This window comes from Neopusillimonas aromaticivorans, from assembly GCF_030344915.1.
Taxonomy (GTDB): domain Bacteria; phylum Pseudomonadota; class Gammaproteobacteria; order Burkholderiales; family Burkholderiaceae_B; genus Neopusillimonas; species Neopusillimonas aromaticivorans.
In genome coordinates, this window is record NZ_CP128233.1 from 2,891,914 (window position 1) to 2,916,273 (window position 24,360).

Consider the following 24,360-nt stretch of genomic DNA (forward strand, 5'->3'; position numbering starts at 1 on the left):
CCGGTTAGTGTTTATCACAATGGGTCGTTCTGGCAACTGCTCAACGATATACCAAACGTTGCATTATCAGAGCCGGGAGTATCAGCAGATTGGGCTGTTATGCAGAATGTTTCCTCTGGGGATATGCTGCAAACGCTCCGGCCAATTGGCGTTCCCGATTGGGTTCCTTGTGACGGCGGGGTTTACCTTAAATCGGCCTATGCGGCTCTTGGGGCGCTTGCGTCAGGTTTTGGTTTTGTCGCGCCAACTACCAAACTCTCCGACCCATCAGCGTTGGCTGCGGGCAATGCCCAAGGTTGCGCATTCAGCCCAGACGGCAATTATCTTGCTGTGGCTCATAACACAACACCGTTCATAACGATTTACAAGCGCACTGGCGATACGTTTACTAAACTCTCCGACCCATCAGCATTGCCTGCTAGCGCTGCCCAAGGCTGCGCATTCAGCGCAGACGGTAATTATCTGGCTGTGGCTCATCTAATAACGCCGTTTATCACGATTTACAAACGTTCAGGTGATGCGTTTACCAAACTCTCCGACCCATCTGCACTGCCTGCGGGCAATGCCCAAGGTTGCGCATTCAGCCCGGATGGGGTTTATCTTGCTGTGGCTCATCTAATAACGCCGTTTATTACGATTTACAAACGATCTGGCGATACGTTTACCAAACTCGCAGACCCATCAGCACTGCCTGCGGGCAATGCCAACGGTTGCGCGTTCAGCCCAGACGGCAATTATCTTGCTGTGGCTCATGATGCAACACCATTCATAACGATCTACAAACGATCCGGCGATACGTTTACTAAACTCTCCAATCCATCAGCACTGCCTGCGGGCAATGCCCAAGGTTGCGCATTCAGCCCAGACGGCAATTATCTTGCTGTGGCTCATAACACAACACCGTTCATAACGATTTACAAGCGCACTGGCGATACGTTTACTAAACTCTCCGACCCATCAGCATTGCCTGCGAACGCTGCCAACGGTTGCGCGTTCAGCCCAGACGGCAATTATCTTGCTGTGGCTCATAACACAACACCGTTCATAACGATTTACAAGCGCACTGGCGATACGTTTACTAAACTCTCCGACCCATCAGCATTGCCTGCGAACGCTGCCAGCGGCTGCGCGTTCAGCCCGGATGGGGTTTATCTTGCTGTAGCCCATACAACATCGCCGTTTATTACGATTTACGGACAGGTGGCAGACAGCTCGACACAGTTCAGGATGCCGCTTGTTGAATCTCCCGTACCCGCTTATTTGAAGGCATAGAATGATTACTGTCCACATTATTGATAGCCAGCAAATATATGTTCGATCTGAGCAGGTTGACCCCTATATGCGGTTGCCTGACGGAGCGATTATCAGCGATGCACCGCCGGCGGTATCGCCTCCGCAGGTTGCCCGATGGACGGGCAGCGGTTGGGAAATTTTGCCAGAGCGCCCGCCTGCGCCTCCCGCACCGCCTGCCCCCGTTCCGCAATCCTGCACCCGTCGCCAAGGCCGCTTGGCCCTGCTGCAAAACGACCTACTGGATGATGTCGAGGACGCCATTGCCGCTATCCCCGACCCCGCCCAGCGCCGTGCCGCACAGATCGAGTACGAAGCGGATACCTGGGACCGAGGCAACGCATTCTTGCAAGGAATGTGGGCGCAAATGGGCGGCACCGAAGAAGGCCTGAACGATCTGTTCCGGCTGGCGGTGACGCTTTGAACACCCCACGTCTAATCAAGATCGGGGACGCCTTGAGCCAGCTGGCTAACGTCACCTTCCTTCCCAAACACCGCGAAACCACGGCCAACGAGTCAATTTCGGGCCGGGCTCACAGGTGCGGCTGGCGGGTAGAGCGTTTCATTGACTGGCTTTTCGCACCATGGGAAAGCAATCATTGCAGGCGGGCGTATGAAGCCGACTTGCATCGATCACAACAGCTAGTTAACCAAGCCCCTTCGGGGGCTTTTTCTTTGGGGAGTCCGATGACGGACTGGATGAGCCACGTTGAAAAGCTACTGCCCGGCGCGATGGGTAGCGTCGGGGCAATGTTATGGGTGCAAGGCACATGGAAACGCAAGCTTGGCCTGCTGGCCTTCGGCACTGCGGTTACCTACTACATGGGGCCGTGGGTAGCGCATGAAACCGACATACCCGAAACGGTGGCCGGGCTGATGGTGGGCCTGTTCGGCATGAGTATTGTCGATTCACTTTTCCGCGCTTGGCAGGACTTGGCACTGTCTAGCCTGGTGCGCGAGTTTATCCGTGCGCGTCTCGGCCTACCAAAGGAATGATTATGCAAACGCTTGTAATCGGCCTGTTCGCCTACGTGTCGCTTGCCTGTGTCGTGGGCGCGTTCTCGGTGTGCTACCAGGCTACCTTAACGCAAAGGGTGGGGGTGGCTGTCATATCAATCTGGTCGGCATGGTGCGCATACCTGGTACATGACACGCACCTGACGCCCGGCCATGCGGTGCTTGGCGGTGTCGGCATGGCGATTTTCGCTACCGGCACGATCATCAAAACCTACCGGTGGAAGGTGTGGAATGCAAAAACTGATTGACTTGATTCTGTCGCTGTTTAAGCGCCGGGCACCAGCAGCGCCGGTTATCCCCGAGGCATGGATTGGACTGGATAAGTTTCAGGCGGCAACCGGCCTAGGGCAAGATCAGGCTATGGCATGGTATCCCCATGTTCGGGCAGCCTGTCTTGAATACGGCATTACCGGCCAGGTTCGGGTGGCTGCATTCTTGGCGCAAGTCGGCCATGAGTCGGGCGGCTTTCGGCATACGAGGGAAATCTGGGGGCCAACCCCGGCGCAGCAACGGTACGAGGGCCGGGCTGACTTGGGCAACACTGAGCCGGGTGATGGCAGCCGATTCCGTGGCCGGGGGCTGATCCAGATCACAGGAAGGTACGGGTATCAGAAGGCTTCTAAGGCGCTTGGGATTGATTTGATAGCCGTACCTGAGCAGTTGGAATTGAAGCCAATGGCGGCCCGTAGCGCGGCGTGGTGGTGGGCAACGCATGGGTGCAATGAGATTGCTGACGCTGGCGACTTCGAGCGACTTACCCGGCGTATCAATGGCGCTTTAAATGGCTACCCTGACAGAATAGCCCGGTGGGCGAAGGCAAAGGCGGCACTATGATTCAAGCGCTCTGGGCAAAACTCTGGCCGTACCTGGCTGCCATCGGCGCGGCCTTTGCTGCGGTGCTGGCTATACGCCAGTCGGGGAAGGCGGCAGGGCGTCAAGAAACCCGTCAGGAAATCAACGAGGCCGAAGCGAGGGCCAGAAAGGAAGCGCAAGATGTGGAATCTGAAACCGCTGCGATGGATGACGATAGTATTGATGCCGCTATGGCTCGCTGGGTGCGCGGCAACAAGCGGTGACTACTGCCAGCTTGCCAAACCTATCTGGTTTGAATCGCAGGACGATGTGACGCGCACACCTATCGGGGTCAAGCGACAAATCCTGACGCACAACGAAACGGTGGCAAAGGTGTGCCGATAGACGCAAAAAAGCCCGCTCAAAGGCGGGCTGATTCAGTGTGACCAAATTGTGCCCTAAATGGGTGTAAATCAATCAGTTTTGATGTATATTCATACAGGTGTTTTCGCTGGCTGGCGCTGTAAGATATTGAAGTTAAAGGTTTTTATTTAAGCTGTTTTAAGGCTTGCGGGAATCATAATCCGCAGGTCCCCTGTTCGAATCAGGGATGCGCCACCAAGAATATCAAGCACTTACGCCAATCCTTCGGGGTTGGCGTTTTGCTTTTCTGGTGTCTTGTAAGCACTTTGTAAACAGTTTCGGGTGTGCAGCGGCGTCGCGCTTGGTCGATGCTCATGCTCGCACTGGCCTTGACGCGGCGTAATGAGGGGCAGGCCAGCGCGAACCCGGGCTGAAATCAACTCACGAGCGATGCCATCGCGCCCGATCATGCGCATTTCCCATAGCTTGCCTTCAGGGCAGGTAAATCTGTCAATCCGGCCTGGTGTCGTAACGTGTTTTGGCGCCAGGGGCCAGGGCTTTGTAGATTTTTATGGGCGTCAGAAATCAAGTTGTTCCAACGAAAGCCCCATCGCGGCCGCAATGCGCTCCCGAGTTGCTTTCTTGGGCTTGGCATCAGGGGCTTCCATTGCGGCATAGCTGGGCTGCCGGATTTCCAGACGCCGCGCCATTTCTGCTTGCGTCAGGGCCAGGTGCTCACGCCAAGCGCGGATCATGCTCCAGCCGTTCTTGACGCATAGGCGCATGACTTCGTGGGGGTGGTGCCATCGGCAGGGATACGGCCGGCAGGTTTCTTCCCCTCAGTGAGCTTCAGGTACTCATCGTAGGGCAGCACAACAAAGGCCGGCTTGCCGTTGGCTTCGAGTATGGTGGGGTTGATGCCCATGATTGGCTCCTGTTCAGTAAGTTTGCACGTCGCGTTTCTTGACCTGCTGGATTTCGATGATTCTGACTTCGGCGTCAGCATCGAACAGGACTCGGTAATTGCCGATGCGCATGCGGTATCCGTACTCGTGTTTGGTCAGCGCGATGACGTTCTTGGCATTCGGGAAATTTTCCAACTCGTCCACGGCGTCGATGATTGTGCTTTGTTCCTTCCGGTCGATCTTGCGGAGTTGCTTTTTCGCCTTGTTTGACCAGTTGACCGCGTACATGGATTTCCCTTGTTTGTATAGGTTGATTATAGGTTAGGCTATAACCTATGGCAAGGGAACCTGTGGTAATCCCTCTAAAAAGAAAGCCAAGCGGGGGCATCGCCGTGCACTGCCGCCTGAATTGCCACGTATGTTGGCGCTTACAAGAATACGCAGTTATTTGACGGCGTCAGTATGTTTGGGTCAAGGTAAAGGGGCAGCGTAGGCTGCCCCTTTACCTGAAGGTTGTGGGTTTTAAGGTTTAAGGAACCATCTAAACATATTCATGGAAATGTATAGATCTGGTTTGTTGCCGGTTTATGCGCCCACAAAAAAACCGCCCTAGGACGGTTCTATTCTTCAGGGTCGTTTGCGATGTGACGATCAATAGGGCGATGGCCGCGACAGCCAAGGCGGTAATTTTCTTCATCATGGGTTTGTCTCCTTGTTAACCGTCCGGAATGGTTTTTATTTGGCTGTTGCCCCTGCCGCACGAAGTGAGCTTTCAATTTCTTTGAAGCCTCGCTTTTGGGCATGTTCCAGTGGGGTTACGCCCTCGCGATCAGCCAGGTTTGGATTCGCCCCTGCCTTGAGCAAAATATCGACGATCTGCTGATGCTGCTTGCCGCCATTGCCCAGAATGATGGCTTCGAGTAATGCAGTCCAGCCAAGGTTGTTGACATGGTCGATTGAGACGCCCGCATCGACTACCGTTCTGTGCTAAGTTCTTCGCTATAAAAACTTTTGCATTAAGGCTGTCAAATTCATGGTTGACGACATCAAAAAACCCTGTGGGCCGCCGCCGACAAACTGCGCGCCAACATGGACGCCGCCGAGTACAAGCACCTGGTACTGGGCCTGATCTTCCTGAAGTACATCTCTGACACCTTCGCCGCGCGCCAGGCCGAGCTTCGCGCCCGCTTCGCCGACGAAAACGACGAATACTACTTTCCGGATGCCAGTGAAGACGACCTGGCCGCTGAACTGGAAGACCGCGATTACTACACCGCCGCCAACATCTTCTGGGTACCCGAAGCCGCTCGATGGGAAGCCTTGCGCGCTGCCGCCAAGCAGCCGGATATTGGTAAGCGTATCGACGACGCCCTGACGGCCATTGAAGCCGAGAACCCCAAGCTGAAAGGCATTCTGGACAAACGGTATGGTCGCGCACAATTGCCCGACGGCAAACTGGGCGAACTGGTCGACCTGATTTCCACTATCGGTTTTGGTACCGACGCCAGCGCCGCACGCGACATTCTGGGCCAGGTATATGAATACTTCCTGGGCCAGTTCGCCAGCGCCGAAGGCAAGAAAGGCGGCCAGTTCTACACGCCTGCCAGCATTGTAAAAACCCTGGTGGCCGTTCTGGCGCCACACAAAGGCCAGGTGTACGACCCCTGCTGCGGCTCGGGTGGCATGTTTGTGCAGTCGGAAAAATTCATCGAAGCGCATGGTGGCAAAATTGGCGACGTGTCCATTTACGGGCAGGAATCGAACCCCACCACTTGGCGCCTGGCGGCCATGAACCTGGCCATTCGCGGCATTGATTTCAACCTGGGCAAAGAGCCCACCGACACCTTCACCCGCAACCAGCACCCCGATTTGCGGGCAGACTTCATTTTGGCCAACCCGCCGTTCAACATTAGTGACTGGTGGCACGGCAGCCTGGAAGGCGATGCGCGCTGGGTGTATGGCGACCCGCCCCAAGGCAACGCCAACTACGCCTGGTTGCAGCACATGCTGTACCACCTGAAGCCCACCGGGCGGGCTGGCATTGTGCTGGCCAATGGCTCGATGAGCTCCAGCCAGAACAATGAAGGCGTGATTCGCGCCGCCATGGTGGAGGCCGATGTGGTGGAAGTGATGGTGGCCCTGCCCGGGCAGCTGTTCTTCAACACCCAGATACCGGCGTGCCTGTGGTTTTTGGCCAGGCAGAAGAAGCGTAAAGGTGAAGTCCTGTTCATCGACGCCCGAAAAATGGCCAAGATGATTTCACGGGTGCAGGCCGAACTGGATGACGACGCCATTACCCGCATTGCCGAAACGGTTGCTGCGTGGCGCGGTGAGGCGGAAGACGGTGCGAACATTACCGAATACGCCGATGTTCCCGGGTTTTGCCGCAGCGTGCCCTGGCGGAAATTGCCCAGCATGGCCATGTGCTGACGCCGGGCCGTTACGTGGGCGCCGAAGCCGTGGAGGATGATGGCGAAGCGTTCGCGGAAAAGATGCAGAAGCTGACGGAAAAGCTGGGTGAGCAGATGGCCAAAGGGGCCGAACTGGACGCGCTGATTCGGCAGAAGCTGGGGGGCTGGGGTATGAGTTCTGAAATCGTGTCCCGTCAACCTGAATACAGTACCTGGCTGGGCGAACTAAAAACCCGATTCCGACAGGTACAGCTCAAGGCCGCTGTAGCCGTCAATACGGCGTTGCTTCAGTTTTACTGGGAACTGGGGGCGGACATGGTGGAGCGTCAGCAGCAATACGCCTGGGGTCAAGGCTTTGTGGTGCAACTGAGCGCCGACTTGATGCGCGAATTTCCCGATGTGAAGGGGTTTTCAGAACGCAACCTCAAGTACATCCGGCAATGGCACCTGTTTTGGCGTGAGGCCGCAATTGGGCAACAGCCTGTTGCCCAATTGATCGGCATCCCTTGGGGGCATAACCTCACCATCCTGAGCAAGTGCAAACGGCATGACGAGGCGCTGTATTACGTGCAGGCAACGCAGGCCTACGGTTGGAGCCGCAACGTGCTGGTGCATCAGATTGAAAGCGGCCTGTGGCAACGAGAAGGCCAGGCGATTACCAATTTTGCCCAAACGCTTCCTGCTGTGCAGTCCGACCTGGCGGCGCAGGTGCTGAAAGACCCGTATGTATTCGATTTTTTGTCGCTGACCAAAGAACACAGCGAACGCGAACTGGAAGCAGGCTTGGTGCAGCACATTACCCAGTTTTTGCTGGAACTGGGTGCAGGTTTTGCCTACATGGGTCGTCAGGTACCGTTGCAAGTGGGCGAGCGCGATTTCTTCCTGGACTTGCTTTTTTACCATGTACGCTTGCACTGCTATGTGGTTGTGGAGCTTAAAACCGGTGATTTTGAGCCTGAGTTTGCAGGCAAGCTCAACTTTTACCTGAAAGCCGTAGACAAACAACTGCGGCGCGACGGCGACCAACCCACCATAGGCCTGTTGCTCTGCAAAAGCAAAGACCGGTTGGTGGCTGAATACGCCCTGAGTGACATTCAAAAACCCATGGGCTTGGCCACCTACACGTTGAGCCATACATTGCCAGAGTCGCTTCAGGGTGAATTACCAAGCATTGAACAACTTGAGCGGGAACTGGGGTTGGAGATGAGTGCTGATGGTGGGTCAGAAGCTGGGGGTGGGGTATGAGTTCTGATTGGGTTGAAACTACTCTTGGAGATATCTGCCGCCGTCAAGGAGGCTCAATTCAGACGGGGCCTTTTGGTAGCCAATTACACACCTCTGACTACACGGACAAAGGAATACCTGTTGTCATGCCCACTAACATACGCGAAGGCAGAATTTCCCAAGAAGATATCGCTCGTGTAGGCATAAAAGATGTCGAGCGCCTGTCTCAGCATCGGCTGAGAACGGATGACATCGTCTTCAGCCGTAGGGGTGACGTCACAAAAAATGCACTGATTGGCATGGACGAGGATGGTTGGCTATGTGGTACAGGTTGCTTGAAGGTTCGCTTAGGTCAGGAACAGATTGCTAATCCCCGTTTTATTTCTTACATGTTGTGCTCGCCTGAGAGTAAGGATTGGCTGATACGTCACGCTGTTGGTGCCACGATGCCAAACCTGAATACGGGCATTCTTGCGGCAGTGCCTGTCACGTTGCCACCCCTTTCAATTCAGAAAGCCATTGCAGGCACAATCGGTGCCCTCGACGACCGCATCACCCTCATGCGTGAAACCAACAAAACCCTTGAATCCATCGCCCAGGCCATCTTCAAATCCTGGTTCGTGGACTTTGACCCCGTGCGGGCAAAGATGGAAGGCCGTCAGCCTGAGGGCATGGATGAAGACACGGCAGCATTGTTTCCAGATTCGTTTGAAGAGTCGGAGCTGGGGTTGATTCCGAGGGGTGGGCCTTTGGGCGACTATCCGACTTGCTTAAGCTTCACAAGGGAAGCGTAAACCCGGGAGCGACGCCGAGTACTGAATACCTGCATTACAGTTTGCCGGCATACGATACAGATATGATGGCTAAGAAGGAGTTTGGTGCGACCATAAAAAGCAACAAAACAACTGTCCCAGAGAACGCAGTGCTTTTTTCAAAACTCAACCCTGTTATTCCCCGTATCTGGTTGCCGGTTGAGTTTGGTCTAAATGCTATTTGTTCAACAGAGTTCCTCCCTTTCGTGCCAACAAGCAAGTCAAACACTCCTTTTATTTACTGTTTACTGAAATCACCTGGCCTGCGCGACCAAATCGTTCCCCTGGCTTCTGGAACATCGAATAGCCACCAGCGAATTCGACCAGATAGTATTTTGTCATTGGGAAATGTATTGCCGAATACGCTTGTCATGGAAAAATTCGAGGCAGTGGTTGAGCCCTTGCTGGTAAGAACTAAATCCAATCAACTGTCTGTTCAGTTACTTAGTGCTATCCGCGACACCCTGCTCCCCCGTCTAATCTCCGGCCAACTTCGCCTGCCCGAAGCCCAGGAGCAGATTGAGGCAGCACTGTCATGATGATCAAACCGGTATGTCCCCCGAAAAGTGGTTCTTCACAAAATGGTCAGCAGGCTGCTGACCAATTATCCTCGTCGAAGAGACCTCCGCATGAAATTTGACCTGCACACCCTTGAAGACATCAATCTGCTTGGCGAGTCACTGGAGCTGGAATGCAAGCTCGCGCAAGGGCAGGACGGTACCGGCGAAGTGCCCAAGGATTTCTGGCGGACGTATTCAGCAATGGCGAATGCCCAAGGTGGTGTTGTCTTGTTTGGGGTGCAAGAAAAGGCTGGCCAGTTCAGCGTGGCAGGCCTGAAAAACCCGGCCAAGGTTCGCGCGGACCTTTTCAACACGCTGAACAATCGTGCCAAGGTGAGCACCAATCTGTTGAACGATGCTGACGTGACAACAGCTGTCGTCGACTCCAGGAACGTGCTGGTCATTTCCATCCCTGCAGCAACGCGAAAGCAGAAACCCGTCTTCCTGAATGGGCAACCGCTAGGCAATACCTGGCTGCGCTTGAACGACGGCGACAGACACTGCGATGAAGAGACGGTCAAACGCATGCTGGCCGAACACGTTGAGGACGAACGCGATGCACGTATCCTGATTGGCTTCGGCATGCATGACCTTGATGATGAAAGCTTGCGTATCTACCGTCAGATGCTGCGTGACGAAAAACCAGCGCACCCGTACCTGGAGCAAAATGATGCAGACTTCCTGAAAAGTCTGCGTGGATGGCGACGCGATCGCCAGACGGGTGAAGAGGGGCTGACGATTGCCGGCCTGCTGATGTTCGGCAAATGGGCTGCCATCCAAGAGGCCATGCCGCACTATTTCCTGGACTACCAGGAGCGACCAGAAGCGAAGACCGAATTGCGCTGGATAGACAGGCTGGTTCCGGATGGCACCTGGACAGGCAATCTCTTTGAGTTTTATCGTCGGGTCTATCGCAAGTTGACCTCTGACCTGAAAGTACCGTTTACACTCAAGGACGGGCAGCGCCAGGAAGATACGCCTGTGCATGTCGCACTTCGTGAAGCCTTGGTGAACACCCTGGTTCATGCGGACTACACCGGACGCTTGTCTGTGCTGGTTGTCAAGCGCCCGGACATGTTCGGCTTCCGTAATCCAGGCAGGTTGCGCTTGCCTATCGAACAAGTGTTGCGCGGCGGCGAAAGCGATTGTCGCAATCGCATCTTGCATCAGATGTTCCTGTTGATTGGCCTTGGCGAACGAGGCGGTTCTGGCGTGCCTAAAATATACAGCGGCTGGAAGAGTCAGCACTGGCGCCCGCCAGCATTGCAGGAAAAGGTAGAGCCGGAACAAACGCAGCTCATGCTGCAAATGGCGGATCTGTTGCCCGAAGACGTGCTCGCACAACTAAAGAGCCGGTTCGGCCACCAATTCGAGGAGCTGGATTTTACCGGGCGCCTGGTGATGGCTACTGCCGCGATAGAGCGTGTTGTCAGTCATAAACGGCTGTTGGAAATCTGCGAAGCTCATTCCCACGATTTGAGCCTGCTGTTGTCACGCCTGGTCAGGCAGGGGCTGCTGGTGTCTGATGGGAAGTCCCGTGGAGTGGTCTATTTCCTGCCCGGTGAGAGTCTGCCGACCCCGGACCTGGTTTTCATGGGGCCGACCTTTCCCTCGATGGATGCCGGAATTGCCCGGACCACCTCCGAACATTCGCAGCCCACCTCCGAACATTCGCAGCCCACCTCCGAACATTCGCAGCCCACCTCCGAACATTCGCAGCCCACCTCCGAACATTCGCAGCCCACCTCCGAACATTTGGCGCATGACTCCGAAGATGTATTGGGTTTTTGGGAGAGGGATGCGCAGGGCCGTATGCTGAGCGCGCATCTTGACGCGCCCATTGTGGACGACCTGAATAAGCTGGAGCCAACGTTTCTTTCTGCGTTGAAAGAGCTGGCGCAGGAGCCTGCCCACTGGTCAAGGCTTGAACGTTCCCGGATGGAGTCCGTCATTCTGTCTATTTGTCAGGACCAGTTCCTGACATTGTCCGCGATGTCACAACTCGTTTGCCGTAGTCCGGACGGCTTACGGCAGCAATATTTGAGTCGCATGGTCAAAAGTGGGTCCATGACCCTGGCGTTTCCGACTAAGCCAACGCACGAAAAACAGGCCTATCGTGCAGTTCCTGGAGCACGACCTCTCGAAGCAACTGAATCCCCGAGCAAGACGCCATGACTGAAGACCAACTCGAACATGAAGCCTTGGGCTGGCTGGCCGACATCGGCTACACCATTCGCAGCGGCCCGGACATTGCCCACGACAGCCCCGACCCGCAGCGCAGCAGCTACACCCAGGTCATTTTGCCGGGTCGCCTGCGTGACGCCATCGACCGGCTGAACCCGCACATACCGGCCAGCGCCCGCGAAGATGCTTTCAAGCAGGTTGAAAACCTCGATACCCCTGTTCAGTTGGCTGCCAACCGCAGTTTTCACAAGCTGCTGACCAATGGCGTGAATGTGGAATACCAGCACAACAGTGAAACACGCGGCGACTTCGTGCGCCTGGTAGATTGGGCCAGTCCGCAAAATAACGAGTTCTGGGCGGTCAGCCAGTTCACGCTGAAAGGCCCACACCACACCCGCCGCCCAGACATCATTCTGTTCATCAATGGTTTGCCGTTGGTACTTATCGAGCTGAAAAACGCTGTCAACGAAGATGCCGATATCTGGAAAGCCTACGACCAGATTCAGACATACAAAGAACAGATTCCCGACATCTTCGAGTACAACGAAATTCTGGTGGTGTCCGATGGCAGTGAGGCGCGTTTCGGGTCGTTATCGGCCAATGCCGAACGCTTCATGCAGTGGCGCACCATTGACGGGGTAGAACTTGACCCCTTGGGCCAGTTCAATGAACTGGAAACCCTGGTGCGCGGCTTACTGGCCCCGAACTATTTGCTGGATTACCTGCGGTACTTCGTACTGTTCGAAGACGATGGCACCTTGATCAAGAAAATTGCGGGCTATCACCAATACCATGCCGTGCGATTGGCCATACAACATGTGGTCCAGGCCTCGCAACCGCAAGGCAAGGCCAGCGAACGTGGCAAGGGCGGGGTGGTGTGGCATACGCAGGGTAGCGGCAAAAGCATCACCATGACCTGCTTTGCCGCCAGGGTGATGCAAGAGCCTGCCATGCAGAACCCTACCATTGTGGTCATTACCGACCGCAATGACCTGGACGGCCAGCTTTTGGCGTGTTCAGCCTGGCCCAAGACCTGCTGCGCGAACAGCCCGTGCAGGCCAGCACCCGCCAGCAACTGCGTGAACTGTTGTCCAACCGGCCCTCGGGCGGCATTGTGTTTGCCACCATTCAGAAGTTCATGCCCGGGGAAGACGAAGACACCTTCCCCATGCTGTCGGACCGCAGCAACATTGTTGTCATTGCCGACGAAGCCCATCGCACCCAATATGGCTTTGAGGCAAAACTCAAGAAGAAGCCCAGGGCAAAGGCAATCCGGTGCCAGTAACGCCTGAAACGTCAGAAAGGCCTGAAACGTCTGACCCGGCTGAAGACGACGACGCGGCAAGCTACCCGACAGCCGCGCCCGCAACCGTCTATGACCTGAAGGCTGACCATACAGAAAATACAGCCCTCATGGCTCAGTTTGCCGGTGCCGAAACCTACACCTGGCAGGCCGGTTACGCCCAGCACCTGCGCGATGCCTTGCCCAACGCCACCTTTGTGGCCTTCACCGGCACTCCGGTCAGCAGCACCGACCGCGACACGCGCGCCGTGTTCGGCGATTACATCCACATCTACGACATGCAGCAGGCTAAGGAAGATGGCGCCACGGTGGCCATCTACTATGAGTCCCGCCTGGCCAAGTTGAAGCTGAAAGAAGCTGACCTTGAATCCATTGATGAAGAAGTGGACGAGCTGGCCGAAGATGAAGAGGAACACACCCAGGCACGGTTGAAATCGAAATGGGCGGCACTGGAAAAAGTGGTCGGGGCCGAGCCGCGTATTGCCAGCGTCGCTGCCGACCTGGTGGCCCACTTCGAAGAACGCAACACAGCCCAGGACGGCAAGGCCATGGTGGTGGCCATGAGCCGGGAAATCTGTGTTCACCTGTACAACGAAATCGTGAAGCTGTGCCCAGATTGGCATGATGATGACCCCGAAAAGGGGGCCATCAAGGTCATTATGACGGGCAGCGCCAGCGACAAAGCCTTGTTGCGCCCACACATCTACAGCGGCCAGGTCAAAAAGCGCCTGGAAAAACGCTTCAAAGACCCGGCAGACCCGCTGAAACTGGTGATTGTGCGCGACATGTGGCTGACCGGCTTTGATGCCCCTTGTGTACACACCATGTACATCGACAAGCCCATGAAGGGGCACAACTTGATGCAGGCCATTGCCCGCGTGAACCGAGTGTTCCGCGACAAGCAAGGCGGCTTGGTCGTGGATTACATCGGCATCGGCAACGAGCTGAAAGCTGCCATGAAGGAATATACGGCCAGTAAAGGCCGAGGCAAGCCCACAGTGGATGCCCACGAAGCCCTGTCCGTGATGCTGGAAAAGCTGGATATTTTGCAGGGCATGCTGCATGGCTTTGACTATTCCGGCTTCAAAACCGGCGGCCACAAAGTGCTGGCCGGCGCGGCCAACCATATCTTGTCGCTGCGCCCGCCACCCGGGCAAAAAGACGCCAAACTGGACGGCAAAAAACGCTTTGCTGACACCACCCTAGCACTAAGTAAAGCCTTTTCGCTGTGCTGCACTTTGGACGAAGCCAAAGCCCTGCGCGACGAGGTGGCCTTCATGCAGGCTGTAAAAGTCATCTTGACCAAACGCGACATCAGCGCTCAGAAGAAAACCGACGAACAGCGCGAAGCCGCCATTCGGCAAATCATCAGCCAGGCGGTGGTCAGCGACAGCGTGGTGGACATCTTCGACGCTGTGGGTCTGGAGAAACCTAACATCGGCTTGCTGGACGACGAGTTCCTGGCCCAGGTCCGCAACCTGCCCGAACGCAACCTGGCGGTGGAACTGCTGGAACGCTTGCTGGAAGGTGAAATCAAAAGCAAGTTTGCCAGCAACCTGGTGCAACAGAAGAAGTTTTCCGACATGCTGGGCAGCGTGATAACCCGTTACCAGAACCGCAGTATTGAAACCGCCCAGGTCATGGAAGAACTGGTCGAGATGGCCAAAAAGTTTCGTGAAGCCGCCCACCGGGGTGAAGCACTGGGGCTAACGGAGGACGAGATTCGCTTCTACGACGCCCTGGCCAACAACGAATCAGCCGTGCGCGAACTGACGGACGAAACCCTGAAAAAAATCGCCCATGAGCTAACTGAAAACCTGCGCAAGAACATTACCGTGGACTGGTCAAAACGTGAAAGTGTGCGCGCCAGTCTGCGGTTGATGGTGAAACGGATACTGCGCAAATACAAATACCCGCCGGACATGGCAGATGCGGCGGTGGAGCTAGTGTTGATGCAGGCGGAAACATTGGGTGAAGAATGGTCGAACTGAATAAATCCGAAGCGGTTTCGTTGTTCCACGCAAAGATAGACGGCGTTCCGCAGTTTGTCAGTTATTTCAAGCCAGTACATCGGGCCTTGCTAAGCTTTGATGGGCAAGCCACGGGCCGGCAGGTTTACGACTTCATCGCTGAGCACGAAGGCCTTACCGATGAAGATAAGGCCCAGGTTAATCAGAACGGCCGCCCGACGTTTGAGAATCGCGCCGCTTGGGCACGGTTTTACATGACCAAAGCGGGGTGGGTGTATTCCCCTAAAAGGGGCGTTTGGGCATTAACGGATAAGGGCAAACAGTCAGAGGAACTGACCGATACTCAAGCTGTGGCACTTTTTAAAAGCGTCGCAACCAAGTTCAGAGGCCATGAAGATGAGGCGACTCCTGATGAACAAGTGCAGCCTGACGATGTGCAGTATTGGTTTGTCGGAACGATGTGGTGGGGTGATGACGAGCCTGACCAGATGTCACGTTTCCTTGAACAAGGCACATCGTAGCTTTTCGAGGGACTCTCTCTTTTGTCGAAAAAATTTCCGAAATCTTTGCCGGCCCCTGGGTTGCTGAAAGCGAGATAGTCGCTAATAGCACTTGGCGTACGAAGCCATGGCCATTACCCTCTGAGCCCTTGCGCACGTACTGCTGGTGCATGATTCTGGCCGTGTGTTTGTTCTTTCGAATGATGAGTGACATGTGAGATTTCGCCCTTTTGGATATGCATTCACATGTCGTATAACGACGTCCCTATACACATCTTTTGCAACCTTCCCGCGACGCTCCTGCTAATTCAGGAGCCGACGTTCTGCTACTAGTCTGACTGCGTTCTGATGCGCTCAGGCCAATAGTGCCGGGTCAATCTTTGGAACCTGGGGCGCTATGGTCAGAAAGTGGCTCGCCTGCTTCAGAACCAGCGCCACAATTTCTTCAACGAAAACACGTTCATCTGGGGAATAGTCCGGCAACTGCGCGATTTTTGGGGCCCATGTCCTGGCGGCTTTGGCCAACCGGGTCATCTCGCGCGAGACCAGTGCTGCCGGGATGCCGACGCGTTGAGCGAAATCGGCCAAATCGAAGGCCCCGACGTCGTCGAGCTCGAAGGTATCCCCAAACGCTAATGCCAGTTCCTGGTCGATGTTCTTGCCATATATACGCACGGATACCAAGTCGTAGAAGGGGGCCACATCCAGGAGCTCACCACGCACATAGAAGGAAATGTTTTTCCCATGGGCATCGCTGTTGCCCAGCAAAAGCTGAATCAGTGCCCAACGCAGAATGGCGAGCTTTGCGGCCAACGGGTCATTAAACGTATTGAGTTTAAAGAGCTTTTCGTAGCTAACGCCGTCCCGGATATGCCTGACATCCCGTCCGTTGCCCAGGTAACGTTCGTACTTCATGCTGACGGGCAGGTCCAGTGCTTGGCAGCCATCGATGACGTGCCGGCGCCTGACGCTCATCACGGTTTGCGTGTCATTGTGTAGTACGAGTTGCCGGTCAAACCGTTCAATAAGCAGGATGGGCTCTGGAATGCGACGCAGGGATACGGGTGCGACGATTAAGCCCAGGGCTGAGGCCAATGTCATGCAGTAATGCTCATTGGCCACCATGTGGGGTGTATTGCGGTTTTGCGATTCAGGCTTAAGGATGTGGGTTGAAGCGAGTGACCCATCGGCAAGCGATATCTGGTTGCCCTCTACAAGAACTTGCAATTTGTCCTGGTAGCCGGCCACTGAAAGGCGAACCTTTCCATCCCAGACCGGAAAAGGGGTGGTTTCACGGTCCCGGATTCGTGAGGAGAGCTCCTTATTGGAGATAGGTCGACGCAGCGGCACCAGGGCCTCATACTGCGCGGGATTCGCGATGTCGGGGCTGAAGCTTAAGGCACCAACGGGCTCCTTGCCCAGCTCATGAATCAGCGCATAAACATTGTTCTTGGATACCTGGTGCGTGTGTGCGACGATATCAAGGGCCCGCCCTTCCGGAAGAAGGTTTTCCAAGAATCGCTTCACAACCAATGAATCTGCTTGCGCCTCAAAGGAGATGTGCGGAGACAGGACAAACGAGTCAGGTTGCTTTTCCCACGCGGGGTCATAACTGAAAGAGAACGCATTGGCCTTGGGCTCAAATTCCAGCCGGCCAACGGGATGACCTTGACAGTGAACATGCAGCGTGAGCGATTTTATCATGTGCAACCCATGATTCATGCCGTAGCGGACGTTTCGAGTTCGCGCAGGACTCGCTGAGCGGTATGCCTGTCGACAATAAGCACATCAAGCCCCATCCCTTTCAGAATTGTCAACAGCTTGTCAGTGCCAATCGGCTTCCCGTTCTCCAGGCGGGACAGAACATCCTTGGACACGCCCACCATATCGGCGGTATCGTCGATACGTGTCGAACTTTCGGCTCGGCGGTTTCGGATGAGAGTTCCCAACTCCTCTATGTCACGTATACGAGGGCTAAGTGTCTGATCGAAGTGGGGGAGTTTTCGTGCCATAGTTCCGATATCCCGAAATTATTAGGCAGAAAGGGTCTGCCCGATTCATTGTTCAGATATGTCGGAACTATATCAGCCAAAGTGCTTTTTGTGGTGATAGTTTCCGGTTTGCCGGAACTATCCTGCTCATTACACGGGTTCTATCTTAGTGTGGTGGGGGATTCTTGTCAGGTTTTCGTCGTGACTGCTGTACAGGATGCGACACAACGCGCCATCAAGCAAGCCGAGGTCATGCGCTTGTCGATGGCTCATCATGGGTTACCGTTCGATGAAACCTTGAAGAAAATAGCCCACGAACTGACCGAAAATCTTCGCAAAAACATCACCGTGGATTGGTCAAAACGTGAAAGCGTACGCGCCAGCCTGCGGCTGATGGTGAAACGGATACTGCGTAAGTACAAGTACCCACCCGTTCATGGAAAACGGTAATTCTTTGTCACGTTGTGGCCTTCGTTATTCGGTCTGGGTCATGCCCAATTGTGGTGCTTTCAAAGTAACGGGGCTCTTCAAAGGTGAAATTTGCCAGCTTTTAGGAGTAGGCTACGCACCTCCTCTCTCTTGAGCCAACAATGAACTTTTTCAACCTGAAGATGGCGCAGGCACACGATCTGGTGAATGCCGTTGCCGTTTTCAAGTTGTCCGGTGAGGGCTACGTGGCAGCATCAACCGGTCATCGGCCGTTGCAGCTGTCAGCCTGATAGTGTTCAGTTGCCGGGTTCCGGCTCTGCTCTGCGTGAAATACAGTAGACCGCAGCCGGTGGCACATTCTTGATAACGACTTTTTTAAGCGCGCTGCCCAGGTGGTGCGCATCAAGTGTCGAGCGGGCAATAGGGCATTTCAGGCCATAAGTGAACAAATACAGGTTGCCGTCGGGCCGCATGGCCTTAAAGGTGGCTTCCAGCAGTTGTCGGTGCTCATGATCGCGCATGTTGCGCAGCGGTAAACCACATACCGTTGCGGTGACATCGGACAGCATCGGGTTGTGGTGAACGTCCAGTGCCTGGGCAGAGGTCTGCAAGACAGTTGAGCCGGGAAAACGTTTGCGCAGATTCGTTGCCAGTCCCGGGTTTTGCTCAACCAGAATCAGATCGGTCGGGTCAAACCCCATTGCCAGCATTTGCTGGGTGAACACGCCGGTTCCGGTACCGAGCTCCAGCACTTTGCCTGCGCCAGGTACCAAACCAGCGGTGATGGCGCGTGCCAACGCGAGCCCGGAGGGCATGATGGCACCAACATCCAGCGGATTTCTTAAAAACGCCTGCGCGAACAGCAGTTTGTCTTTCCAGCCATCGGGGGGCAACTGACGAGTGCTGCGATTTTGGTACGGTGTCTTCGGCAGACGATGAGGGCATGGTGTTTCCCTTCTTGATAAGCGGCATGGTCACCGGGCTGTGCTGTTGCAATGCTTGTGATTATGCCGCTATTTTTGGCTGTCCGGTGTGGCGGCATTGCTCATCATGTGTTTCAAGTCGCGGTAAAAGTACAGTAACAGCCCGCCAATAACCAGCCCGGTACCGATCACCATGGTGATGCGGAACGGTTCGTTGTTCAGCAAGATGCCAAAACTGATGGCCAGCACCGGTGTAATCACTGTAGCCAGTGACAGCGTGGTCGGTGAGACTTTTTGCATCAGGTTGAAGTAACAAAACATGGCAATGATCGATGACGCCAGCACCAGATAGCTGATGGCGAGTAATGACTGTGCCCCGGGTAGTGATGCGGGCAGATCTGACCAGATAAACGGGATGTAGGTCAGTGCGATAACGACAGAAATAAAGATTGATCCGGATGCCTGCGCCAATGGGGCAACTTTGGCGTTGACATGCTTCACCCAGAAAATCGATACGGTGTACGTCAGGATCGCAAAAAACATGAACAGCAGGCCGATGGGCTCAATCCCGGCATCCTGACCGGTCATGGTATTGAGATACAGGCCACCCAGCGCTACCAGCATCCCCAGCCATTGAATGCCGGAAAGTCGTTGCCGGTACAGCATGAAGGCAATCACACCGGCCATGATCGGCGCAAAGCCAAACAGCAGGGCAATCATGCCCGACGACAGGTAGCTGGTTGCCAGATAAGTGAACGTCTGGGAAACAATCAGATTGAATGAGCCGGCCACGTAACTATGGAGCGCGGTGCGGTTCAAAGGCAACCTGATGCGCAATACGGCCATCACTATCGCAATCAGTGGGGCCGCGATGCAAAAGCGCAGTACCAGTGCCCACATGGCCGGGATGTCGGCCACACTCCAGACAATGGCCAACGGCGTCAGTGCCCAGATCATGACCAGCGAAGCGTAAAGCGGAATGACGGTCTTGATTGGGGATGGCATGGTCGACAGGCGTGAGTGTGGCAAGAATATTCAGTTCATAAGTGTACGACACGGTACGGTCCTTGTTGCCTTGCTGAAAGACAAAGCGGCGCTGACCAAAGTGCTGACTTACCACGTCGTGCCAGGCAAGGTGCTGGCGCAAGATGTCAAACCCGGTGACGTTGCCACAGTAGAAGGCAGCGCGCTGACCATCACCACCAAAGACGGCAAGGTTATGGTTGACGGTGCCACAGTGGTACAGACTGATGTAATGGCCGACAATGGCGTCATTCACGTCATCGACTCGGTTATCATGCCCAAGTAAATCTGCAGCGCCCTGGGGCATGCCGCATTGAAAAAGGCCGAACCCTGTGTTTCACGGGGTTCGGCCTTGTCTTTAGATCGCTACGACAACCTGCCCTTCAGGGCAGGCGTGGCAATTAAAGAATCTGGATGTTCGATGCCTGCGGGCCTTTCTGGCCCTGCGTGGCAACGAAAGAAACGCGCTGGTTCTCTTCGAGAGATTTGTGGCCAGAGCCTTGAATTTCGCTGAAGTGTGCGAAAAGATCCTTACCACCGGATTCAGGCATGATGAAGCCGAACCCTTTGTCGTTGTTGAACCATTTCACAATACCGATTTCTGTTTTCAATGTAAATCCTAGTTAGAAGGGAAAAAGTGTCCCCTCGAACACTATGGGGGTTGGGGCCGATAACACCAGCATACTTACTAAATAATACAAATGAAGTGTCCCTTGCCTTAAGTTTTACAAACTTTTGCCTGTGGTTGTGTCGCTCAAGACAGCTTTGCCGGTTCAGCAGCGGCATGGGCTGGTGGCCAGGCGTGACAGCGATCGGATGTAAAATCGGCCGCCTGCATGTGCAGCCCGTGTTTCAAAACTAACCTCTGGTTCCCATGGCCCTGCGTTCAACGGTATACAAAGCCGATCTCAATATTGCTGATAACGACCGTGGCTATTACGCCAGCCACGCCCTGACGGTTGCGCGTCATCCGTCTGAAACCGATGAGCGCCTGATGGTGCGTTTGCTGGCGTTCGCCTTGCTGGCCGACGACACCGGCACGCTGGCGTTTACGCGCGGTTTGTCGGAAACGGATGAGCCCGATTTGTGGCGGCAAGACCTTACCGGTGCCATCGTCCAATGGGTGGAAACCGGTTTGCCGGATGACCGCCGGCTATTGAAGGCGTGCGGGCGTGCCGATGATGTTGTGGTTTTTGCCTATGGGCGTAACGCGGCGGTGTGGTGGCAAGGTGTGGAAGGCAAGCTTGGCCGCGCCCAGAAGTTGCGCGTGTTCATGCTGGATGTCGAGGGCACGAACGCCCTGACGGCCTTGGCCGCACGCAAGATGGTCCTGAATATCAATGTTCAGGATGATAACGTCTGGGTTTCCTCGGATGAGGGTGACGCCAGCGTGATGGTTACCCGTCTGAAGTGACGTCAGCGATTACCGTGCATATTATTTCAGGTGAGTGTTACTGTTCATTGTTCCCGACATGAAAGAGCGCTTCGACCATGATCGCCCCTGAAGATCTTGACGCCCTCAAACAGGCCAAAAAGCTGCTGGAGCACCCGGGCCTGGCCTCACGCATTACCAGTGTTATCGGTATGCCGATTGAAAAAGGTCTGGCGCGTCTGCCGTCGTCCTGGACGCGCCAGATCGGTACCCTGACGCAGGCGGCCCTGATGCGTGCCACCAATGCAGCGTTATACACACTGGGCGATCAGCCTGGCCGCAAGCCATCCAATCGCTGGCATCAGCTGGGCGTGGCGGTATCTGGCGGTGTTGGCGGTTTCTTTGGGCTGGGGGCCATTGCCATTGAACTGCCTGTGTCCACGACCATCATGCTGCGTTCCGTGGCCGACATCGCACGCAGCCATGGTGAGTCGATCAACGACGAAGGGACGCGCCGCGCGTGTATCGAGGTATTTGCCCTTGGGGGCAAAACGACACAGGATGACAGTGCCGAAAGCGGCTATTTTGCGGTTCGGGCCGCGCTGGCCCAGTCGGTGACCGAAGCCGGCAAATACATTGCCGAAAAAGGCCTGGCCGAGCAGGGGGCGCCCCTCATGGTCAAGCTGGTTGCCAAGGTGGCCAAGCGGTTCGGGGTTCAGGTCACCGAAAAGGCGGCGGCGCAAGCCATTCCGGCCATTGGCGCTGCGGGTGGCGCTGCCATTAACACTTTGTTCATCAACCATTTTCAGGATATGGCGCGTGGCCATTTCGCCGTCAGGCGTCTTGAGCGACAGTATGGCGTCGACGTGGTCCGCGAGGCCTATGAGGCGTTGCGGGTCTGAACCACAACGATGAAGCCCATTGCTCGACCATTTTCAGGATGGGGCTGATTTTCAGGGTTGAGTTGTCTTACGAATTTTTTGCCCCTATTGAAAATCAATGTCGTGCATGCTGTTCAGGTGCAGTTCGGTACGGGAAGGCCGGGTTTGGGCCAGCAGTTTGCCCTGACGCACCACATACTGCGCCTGCACTTGTCTTCGCAGCACATCAAAGCCGCTGTCGGCAGGCAGGACCAGCAGGTTTGCAGGGTTGCCGGGCTCAATGCCATAACCGTTCAGACCCAGCGTGCGCGCGCTGTTGGTGGTAATCAGGTCAAGTCCGTTATCCAGTTGCTCAAAGCCCATCATTTGGGCTACATGCAGCCCCATGTGAAGGACCTGCAACAGGTTGCCGGTACCCAGCGGGTACCAGGGTCAAATACATCGTCATGGCCAAAGCACACGTTCAGCCCGTTGGCCAGCAACTCTTTGACGCGGGTCAGGCCGCGCCGTTTCGGGTAGTCATCAAAGCGGCCCTGCAAGTGAATGTTGACCAGCGGGTTCGAGACGAAATTGATGTTTGACAGGGTCAGCAAGCGCATCAGTCGCGATGTATACGCGCCGTTGTAACTGTGCATGGCCGTGGTATGGCTGGCGGTAACACGCTCGCCCAGGTTTTCTCGCCAGGCCAGCATGGCCAGCGTTTCCAGAAAGCGTGATTGTTCGTCGTCGGTTTCATCGCAATGCACGTCGACGGGTCGGTCGTAGCGTATGGCCAGGGCAATGGCTTTGTGCAGCGACTCAACGCCCAGCTCACGGGTGAATTCGAAGTGCGGTATGGCGCCGACCACGTCGGCACCCATTTTCAGGGCTTCTTCCAGCAGCGCTTCACCATTGGGGTAAGACAAGATACCTTCTTGCGGAAACGCCACAATCTGAAGGTCCAGCCAGGGGCGATTTCACGGCGCACCTCAAGCATGGCTTTCAGGGCAGTCAGCGAGGGGTCGGATACATCGACATGTGTGCGTACATGCTGTATGCCCTGGGCCATTTGCCATTTCAGGGTTTTCCAGGCGCGCTGCTTGACGTCCTCTACCGACAGCAGCGCCTTGCGCTCGGCCCAGCAGGCGATCCCTTCAAACAGCGTGCCTGAAAGGTTCCAGCGCGGTTGCCCGGCCGTCTGGGTGGCGTCCAGGTGGATATGCGGCTCAACATAGGGCGGTATGACCAGGCCGCCAGCGGCATCGATGTGGTCCGCAGCGGGCTGATGCGGGGTGGGCCGGGGTGGTGCAGGCACAGCGTTACGAGTTGAATCCGGGGCAGGCTGGTGTGGTACAGGCACAGCGTTACGGGTTGAGTCCGGGGCAGGCTGGTGTGGTGCCGGCGATGGTGTGCCCGTTTGTGCATCGATTAAAGCAATTTTTCCGTCGATAATGGTAATGCACCACAGGCCTTCGCGGCCACGCAATTTTGCATTGGATATTTTCGTGATCATGATCGGTCATCCACCAGAGCTTTAAAAATTGGGCTGGGTCCTGTTATTGACGTTGGCCATGCGAAGCGACCGGAGCCGATCGCTGTAGGGTCTGTCGCCGATGATTCTTGCGAGTAAGTCATCATCATAAGGGGCTGCGACGTTTGCGGATGCCAACGCGTTTCACGGGGCCCCGGCTCTCTTAACGGATATCAAGGTCTAACCAGATTCTATGCGTATTGAAACAGATTCATCCCAGGCCCTTCGGGCGCCGGTGACATTGTGTGTGCTCGCGGGAGGCATGAGCCGGCGTATGGGGCCAGTCAACAAACTGCTGCTGGACTATCAGGGGCAGCCTCTGGTACGCCATGTGGTGCGACAGGCGCTGGAGGCCAATTGCGGGCCTGTTTATGTGGTGACAGGGCATCAGTCGGAACAGGTCGGGGCGGCGCTTCAAGGATTGCCGGTTCAGGTGGTGCCCAACCCCGACTACGCGGAAGGGCAGGCGGCATCTGTCCGGGTGGCCGCATCGATTGACCCGCAGGCCGCCCTGATGGTGCTTCTGGGTGACATGCCCGATGTATCACCTGCCATTGTGCTTGACCTGGTGCAGGCGTGGCGTCAGCTCGACGATGTTCAGGCTCGCCGCATGGCCGTTGTGCGTCCGCAGTTTGAAGGCAGGGCGGGTAACCCGGTACTCTGGGGGCCCGGCTGGTTGCCGCGTTTGCGTCAGTTGCACGGTGATGAAGGCGCACGGGGCTTGCTGGCGGGTAATGCGGTGACCATCACTACCGTTGCCGTCAGCTCGACGGGGATCTTTGCCGATATCGACCAGCCCTCTGATTTGCCTGGCTTCAATATGCAGTTGCCTGCCTGAACGCGTCGGGGGTTCGTTACCTCCTTACGGTGTAGAATTTCATTTTTATCGCAATGTTTCAG

The 24,360-nt window shown here is 55.6% G+C and carries 24 protein-coding genes and 6 pseudogenes; 19 read left to right on the plus strand and 11 right to left on the minus strand.

Going from position 1 to position 24,360, the window contains the following annotated elements:
- Positions 1-123 precede the first annotated feature (123 nt).
- The 6 genes from N7E01_RS16055 to N7E01_RS16080 all read left to right on the plus strand — a co-directional run bounded on the left by N7E01_RS16055 (position 124) and on the right by N7E01_RS16080 (position 3,383).
- A complete protein-coding gene (locus N7E01_RS16055; protein ID WP_289173610.1) occupies positions 124-1,272 on the plus strand; it encodes a lactonase family protein in 1,149 nt (382 codons plus the stop codon).
- Between the two features lies 1 nt (position 1,273).
- Positions 1,274-1,714, plus strand: a complete 441-nt coding sequence (locus N7E01_RS16060) for a hypothetical protein (protein ID WP_289173611.1) — start codon at positions 1,274-1,276, stop codon at positions 1,712-1,714.
- Between the two features lie 275 nt (positions 1,715-1,989).
- The gene (locus N7E01_RS16065) at positions 1,990-2,286 is read left to right on the plus strand and encodes a hypothetical protein (RefSeq protein WP_289173612.1); all 297 of its coding nucleotides are present in this window, start codon (positions 1,990-1,992) and stop codon (positions 2,284-2,286) included.
- A gap of 2 nt (positions 2,287-2,288) precedes the next feature.
- On the plus strand, positions 2,289-2,555 hold the full coding sequence (locus tag N7E01_RS16070) for a hypothetical protein (RefSeq protein ID WP_289173613.1): 267 nt from the start codon (positions 2,289-2,291) through the stop codon (positions 2,553-2,555).
- Positions 2,539-3,141 (plus strand): glycoside hydrolase family 19 protein, encoded by a 603-nt coding sequence (locus tag N7E01_RS16075; RefSeq protein ID WP_434089527.1) that lies wholly within the window; start codon positions 2,539-2,541, stop codon positions 3,139-3,141. Before N7E01_RS16070 ends, N7E01_RS16075 begins: the two co-directional genes overlap by 17 nt.
- Positions 3,138-3,383, plus strand: a complete 246-nt coding sequence (locus tag N7E01_RS16080; protein ID WP_289173614.1) for a hypothetical protein — start codon at positions 3,138-3,140, stop codon at positions 3,381-3,383. Before N7E01_RS16075 ends, N7E01_RS16080 begins: the two co-directional genes overlap by 4 nt.
- Positions 3,384-3,734: 351 nt before the next feature.
- Here the strand turns inward: N7E01_RS16080 and N7E01_RS16085 are convergent, their stop codons facing one another.
- From N7E01_RS16085 to N7E01_RS16100, 5 genes and pseudogenes are all read right to left on the minus strand, one after another.
- Positions 3,735-3,932, minus strand: a complete 198-nt coding sequence (locus N7E01_RS16085; protein WP_289173615.1) for a hypothetical protein — start codon at positions 3,930-3,932, stop codon at positions 3,735-3,737.
- 108 nt (positions 3,933-4,040) lie between these two features.
- Positions 4,041-4,217, minus strand: a complete 177-nt coding sequence (locus N7E01_RS19100; protein ID WP_350494883.1) for a helix-turn-helix transcriptional regulator — start codon at positions 4,215-4,217, stop codon at positions 4,041-4,043.
- Entirely contained in the window at positions 4,214-4,387 is a 174-nt protein-coding gene (locus N7E01_RS19105) for a hypothetical protein (RefSeq protein WP_350494884.1), read from the minus strand. The genes N7E01_RS19100 and N7E01_RS19105 overlap by 4 nt, the downstream gene beginning before the upstream one ends.
- Before the next feature lie 13 nt (positions 4,388-4,400).
- Positions 4,401-4,655, minus strand: a complete 255-nt coding sequence (locus tag N7E01_RS16095) for a type II toxin-antitoxin system RelE family toxin (RefSeq protein ID WP_289173616.1) — start codon at positions 4,653-4,655, stop codon at positions 4,401-4,403.
- Positions 4,656-5,102: 447 nt separating this feature from the next.
- Positions 5,103-5,351: pseudogene (locus N7E01_RS16100) on the minus strand (ankyrin repeat domain-containing protein); the annotation flags it as partial.
- 49 nt (positions 5,352-5,400) lie between these two features.
- Between N7E01_RS16100 and N7E01_RS16105 the strand changes: the two are divergent.
- The 7 genes and pseudogenes from N7E01_RS16105 to N7E01_RS16135 all read left to right on the plus strand — a co-directional run bounded on the left by N7E01_RS16105 (position 5,401) and on the right by N7E01_RS16135 (position 15,352).
- Positions 5,401-6,960, plus strand: a pseudogene (locus tag N7E01_RS16105) (class I SAM-dependent DNA methyltransferase).
- Entirely contained in the window at positions 6,950-8,023 is a 1,074-nt protein-coding gene (locus tag N7E01_RS16110; protein WP_289175837.1) for a PDDEXK nuclease domain-containing protein, read from the plus strand. Before N7E01_RS16105 ends, N7E01_RS16110 begins: the two are co-directional and overlap by 11 nt.
- Positions 8,020-8,796 carry a restriction endonuclease subunit S gene (locus N7E01_RS16115; protein WP_289173617.1) on the plus strand — a complete coding sequence of 259 codons (777 nt, stop codon included), beginning with the start codon at positions 8,020-8,022 and terminating at the stop codon, positions 8,794-8,796. The genes N7E01_RS16110 and N7E01_RS16115 overlap by 4 nt, the downstream gene beginning before the upstream one ends.
- 62 nt (positions 8,797-8,858) lie before the next feature.
- Positions 8,859-9,353, plus strand: coding sequence for a restriction endonuclease subunit S domain-containing protein (locus N7E01_RS16120; RefSeq protein WP_289173618.1), 495 nt, complete (start codon positions 8,859-8,861; stop codon positions 9,351-9,353).
- Positions 9,354-9,443: 90 nt separating this feature from the next.
- Entirely contained in the window at positions 9,444-11,549 is a 2,106-nt protein-coding gene (locus N7E01_RS16125) for an RNA/DNA-binding domain-containing protein (RefSeq protein WP_289173619.1), read from the plus strand.
- Positions 11,546-14,852 (plus strand): annotated as a pseudogene (locus N7E01_RS16130) (type I restriction endonuclease subunit R). Before N7E01_RS16125 ends, N7E01_RS16130 begins: the two are co-directional and overlap by 4 nt.
- Positions 14,840-15,352, plus strand: a complete 513-nt coding sequence (locus N7E01_RS16135) for a winged helix-turn-helix domain-containing protein (RefSeq protein WP_289173620.1) — start codon at positions 14,840-14,842, stop codon at positions 15,350-15,352. Before N7E01_RS16130 ends, N7E01_RS16135 begins: the two are co-directional and overlap by 13 nt.
- A gap of 333 nt (positions 15,353-15,685) precedes the next feature.
- Here the strand turns inward: N7E01_RS16135 and N7E01_RS16140 are convergent, their stop codons facing one another.
- Both N7E01_RS16140 and N7E01_RS16145 read right to left on the minus strand, forming a co-directional pair.
- Positions 15,686-17,035, minus strand: coding sequence for a HipA domain-containing protein (locus tag N7E01_RS16140; protein ID WP_289173621.1), 1,350 nt, complete (start codon positions 17,033-17,035; stop codon positions 15,686-15,688).
- Positions 17,036-17,049: 14 nt separating this feature from the next.
- Positions 17,050-17,280: a helix-turn-helix domain-containing protein gene (locus tag N7E01_RS16145; protein ID WP_350494885.1), complete on the minus strand. Its 231-nt coding sequence runs from the start codon at positions 17,278-17,280 to the stop codon at positions 17,050-17,052.
- A gap of 330 nt (positions 17,281-17,610) precedes the next feature.
- On the opposite strand from N7E01_RS16145, the pseudogene N7E01_RS19565 reads away from it, so the two are divergent.
- A pseudogene (locus tag N7E01_RS19565) lies at positions 17,611-17,754 on the plus strand (type I restriction enzyme endonuclease domain-containing protein); the annotation flags it as partial.
- Between the two features lie 158 nt (positions 17,755-17,912).
- Positions 17,913-18,041 (plus strand): hypothetical protein, encoded by a 129-nt coding sequence (locus tag N7E01_RS16155; protein ID WP_289173623.1) that lies wholly within the window; start codon positions 17,913-17,915, stop codon positions 18,039-18,041.
- A 6-nt stretch (positions 18,042-18,047) separates the two neighbouring features.
- Here the strand turns inward: N7E01_RS16155 and N7E01_RS16160 are convergent, their stop codons facing one another.
- Together N7E01_RS16160 and N7E01_RS16165 are read right to left on the minus strand one after the other, a co-directional pair.
- Entirely contained in the window at positions 18,048-18,566 is a 519-nt protein-coding gene (locus N7E01_RS16160; RefSeq protein ID WP_289173624.1) for a class I SAM-dependent methyltransferase, read from the minus strand.
- A 198-nt stretch (positions 18,567-18,764) separates the two neighbouring features.
- Positions 18,765-19,679 carry a DMT family transporter gene (locus tag N7E01_RS16165; RefSeq protein ID WP_289173625.1) on the minus strand — a complete coding sequence of 305 codons (915 nt, stop codon included), beginning with the start codon at positions 19,677-19,679 and terminating at the stop codon, positions 18,765-18,767.
- A gap of 61 nt (positions 19,680-19,740) precedes the next feature.
- Here N7E01_RS16165 and N7E01_RS16170 point away from each other — a divergent pair.
- Positions 19,741-19,983 (plus strand): annotated as a pseudogene (locus tag N7E01_RS16170) (fasciclin domain-containing protein); the annotation flags it as partial.
- Positions 19,984-20,098: 115 nt separating this feature from the next.
- Here the strand turns inward: N7E01_RS16170 and N7E01_RS16175 are convergent.
- The gene (locus tag N7E01_RS16175) at positions 20,099-20,308 is read right to left on the minus strand and encodes a cold-shock protein (RefSeq protein ID WP_289173626.1); all 210 of its coding nucleotides are present in this window, start codon (positions 20,306-20,308) and stop codon (positions 20,099-20,101) included.
- 263 nt (positions 20,309-20,571) lie between these two features.
- Here N7E01_RS16175 and N7E01_RS16180 point away from each other — a divergent pair, with 263 nt between their 5' ends.
- Together N7E01_RS16180 and N7E01_RS16185 are read left to right on the plus strand one after the other, a co-directional pair.
- Positions 20,572-21,111 carry a YaeQ family protein gene (locus tag N7E01_RS16180; RefSeq protein WP_289173627.1) on the plus strand — a complete coding sequence of 180 codons (540 nt, stop codon included), beginning with the start codon at positions 20,572-20,574 and terminating at the stop codon, positions 21,109-21,111.
- 77 nt (positions 21,112-21,188) lie between these two features.
- Positions 21,189-21,971, plus strand: coding sequence for an EcsC family protein (locus N7E01_RS16185; protein WP_289173628.1), 783 nt, complete (start codon positions 21,189-21,191; stop codon positions 21,969-21,971).
- 84 nt (positions 21,972-22,055) lie between these two features.
- On the opposite strand, the pseudogene N7E01_RS16190 reads toward N7E01_RS16185, so the two are convergent.
- Positions 22,056-23,442, minus strand: a pseudogene (locus N7E01_RS16190) (cytosine deaminase).
- Between the two features lie 211 nt (positions 23,443-23,653).
- Here N7E01_RS16190 and N7E01_RS16195 point away from each other — a divergent pair.
- Positions 23,654-24,298 carry a nucleotidyltransferase family protein gene (locus tag N7E01_RS16195; RefSeq protein ID WP_289173629.1) on the plus strand — a complete coding sequence of 215 codons (645 nt, stop codon included), beginning with the start codon at positions 23,654-23,656 and terminating at the stop codon, positions 24,296-24,298.
- Positions 24,299-24,360: the final 62 nt, after the last annotated feature.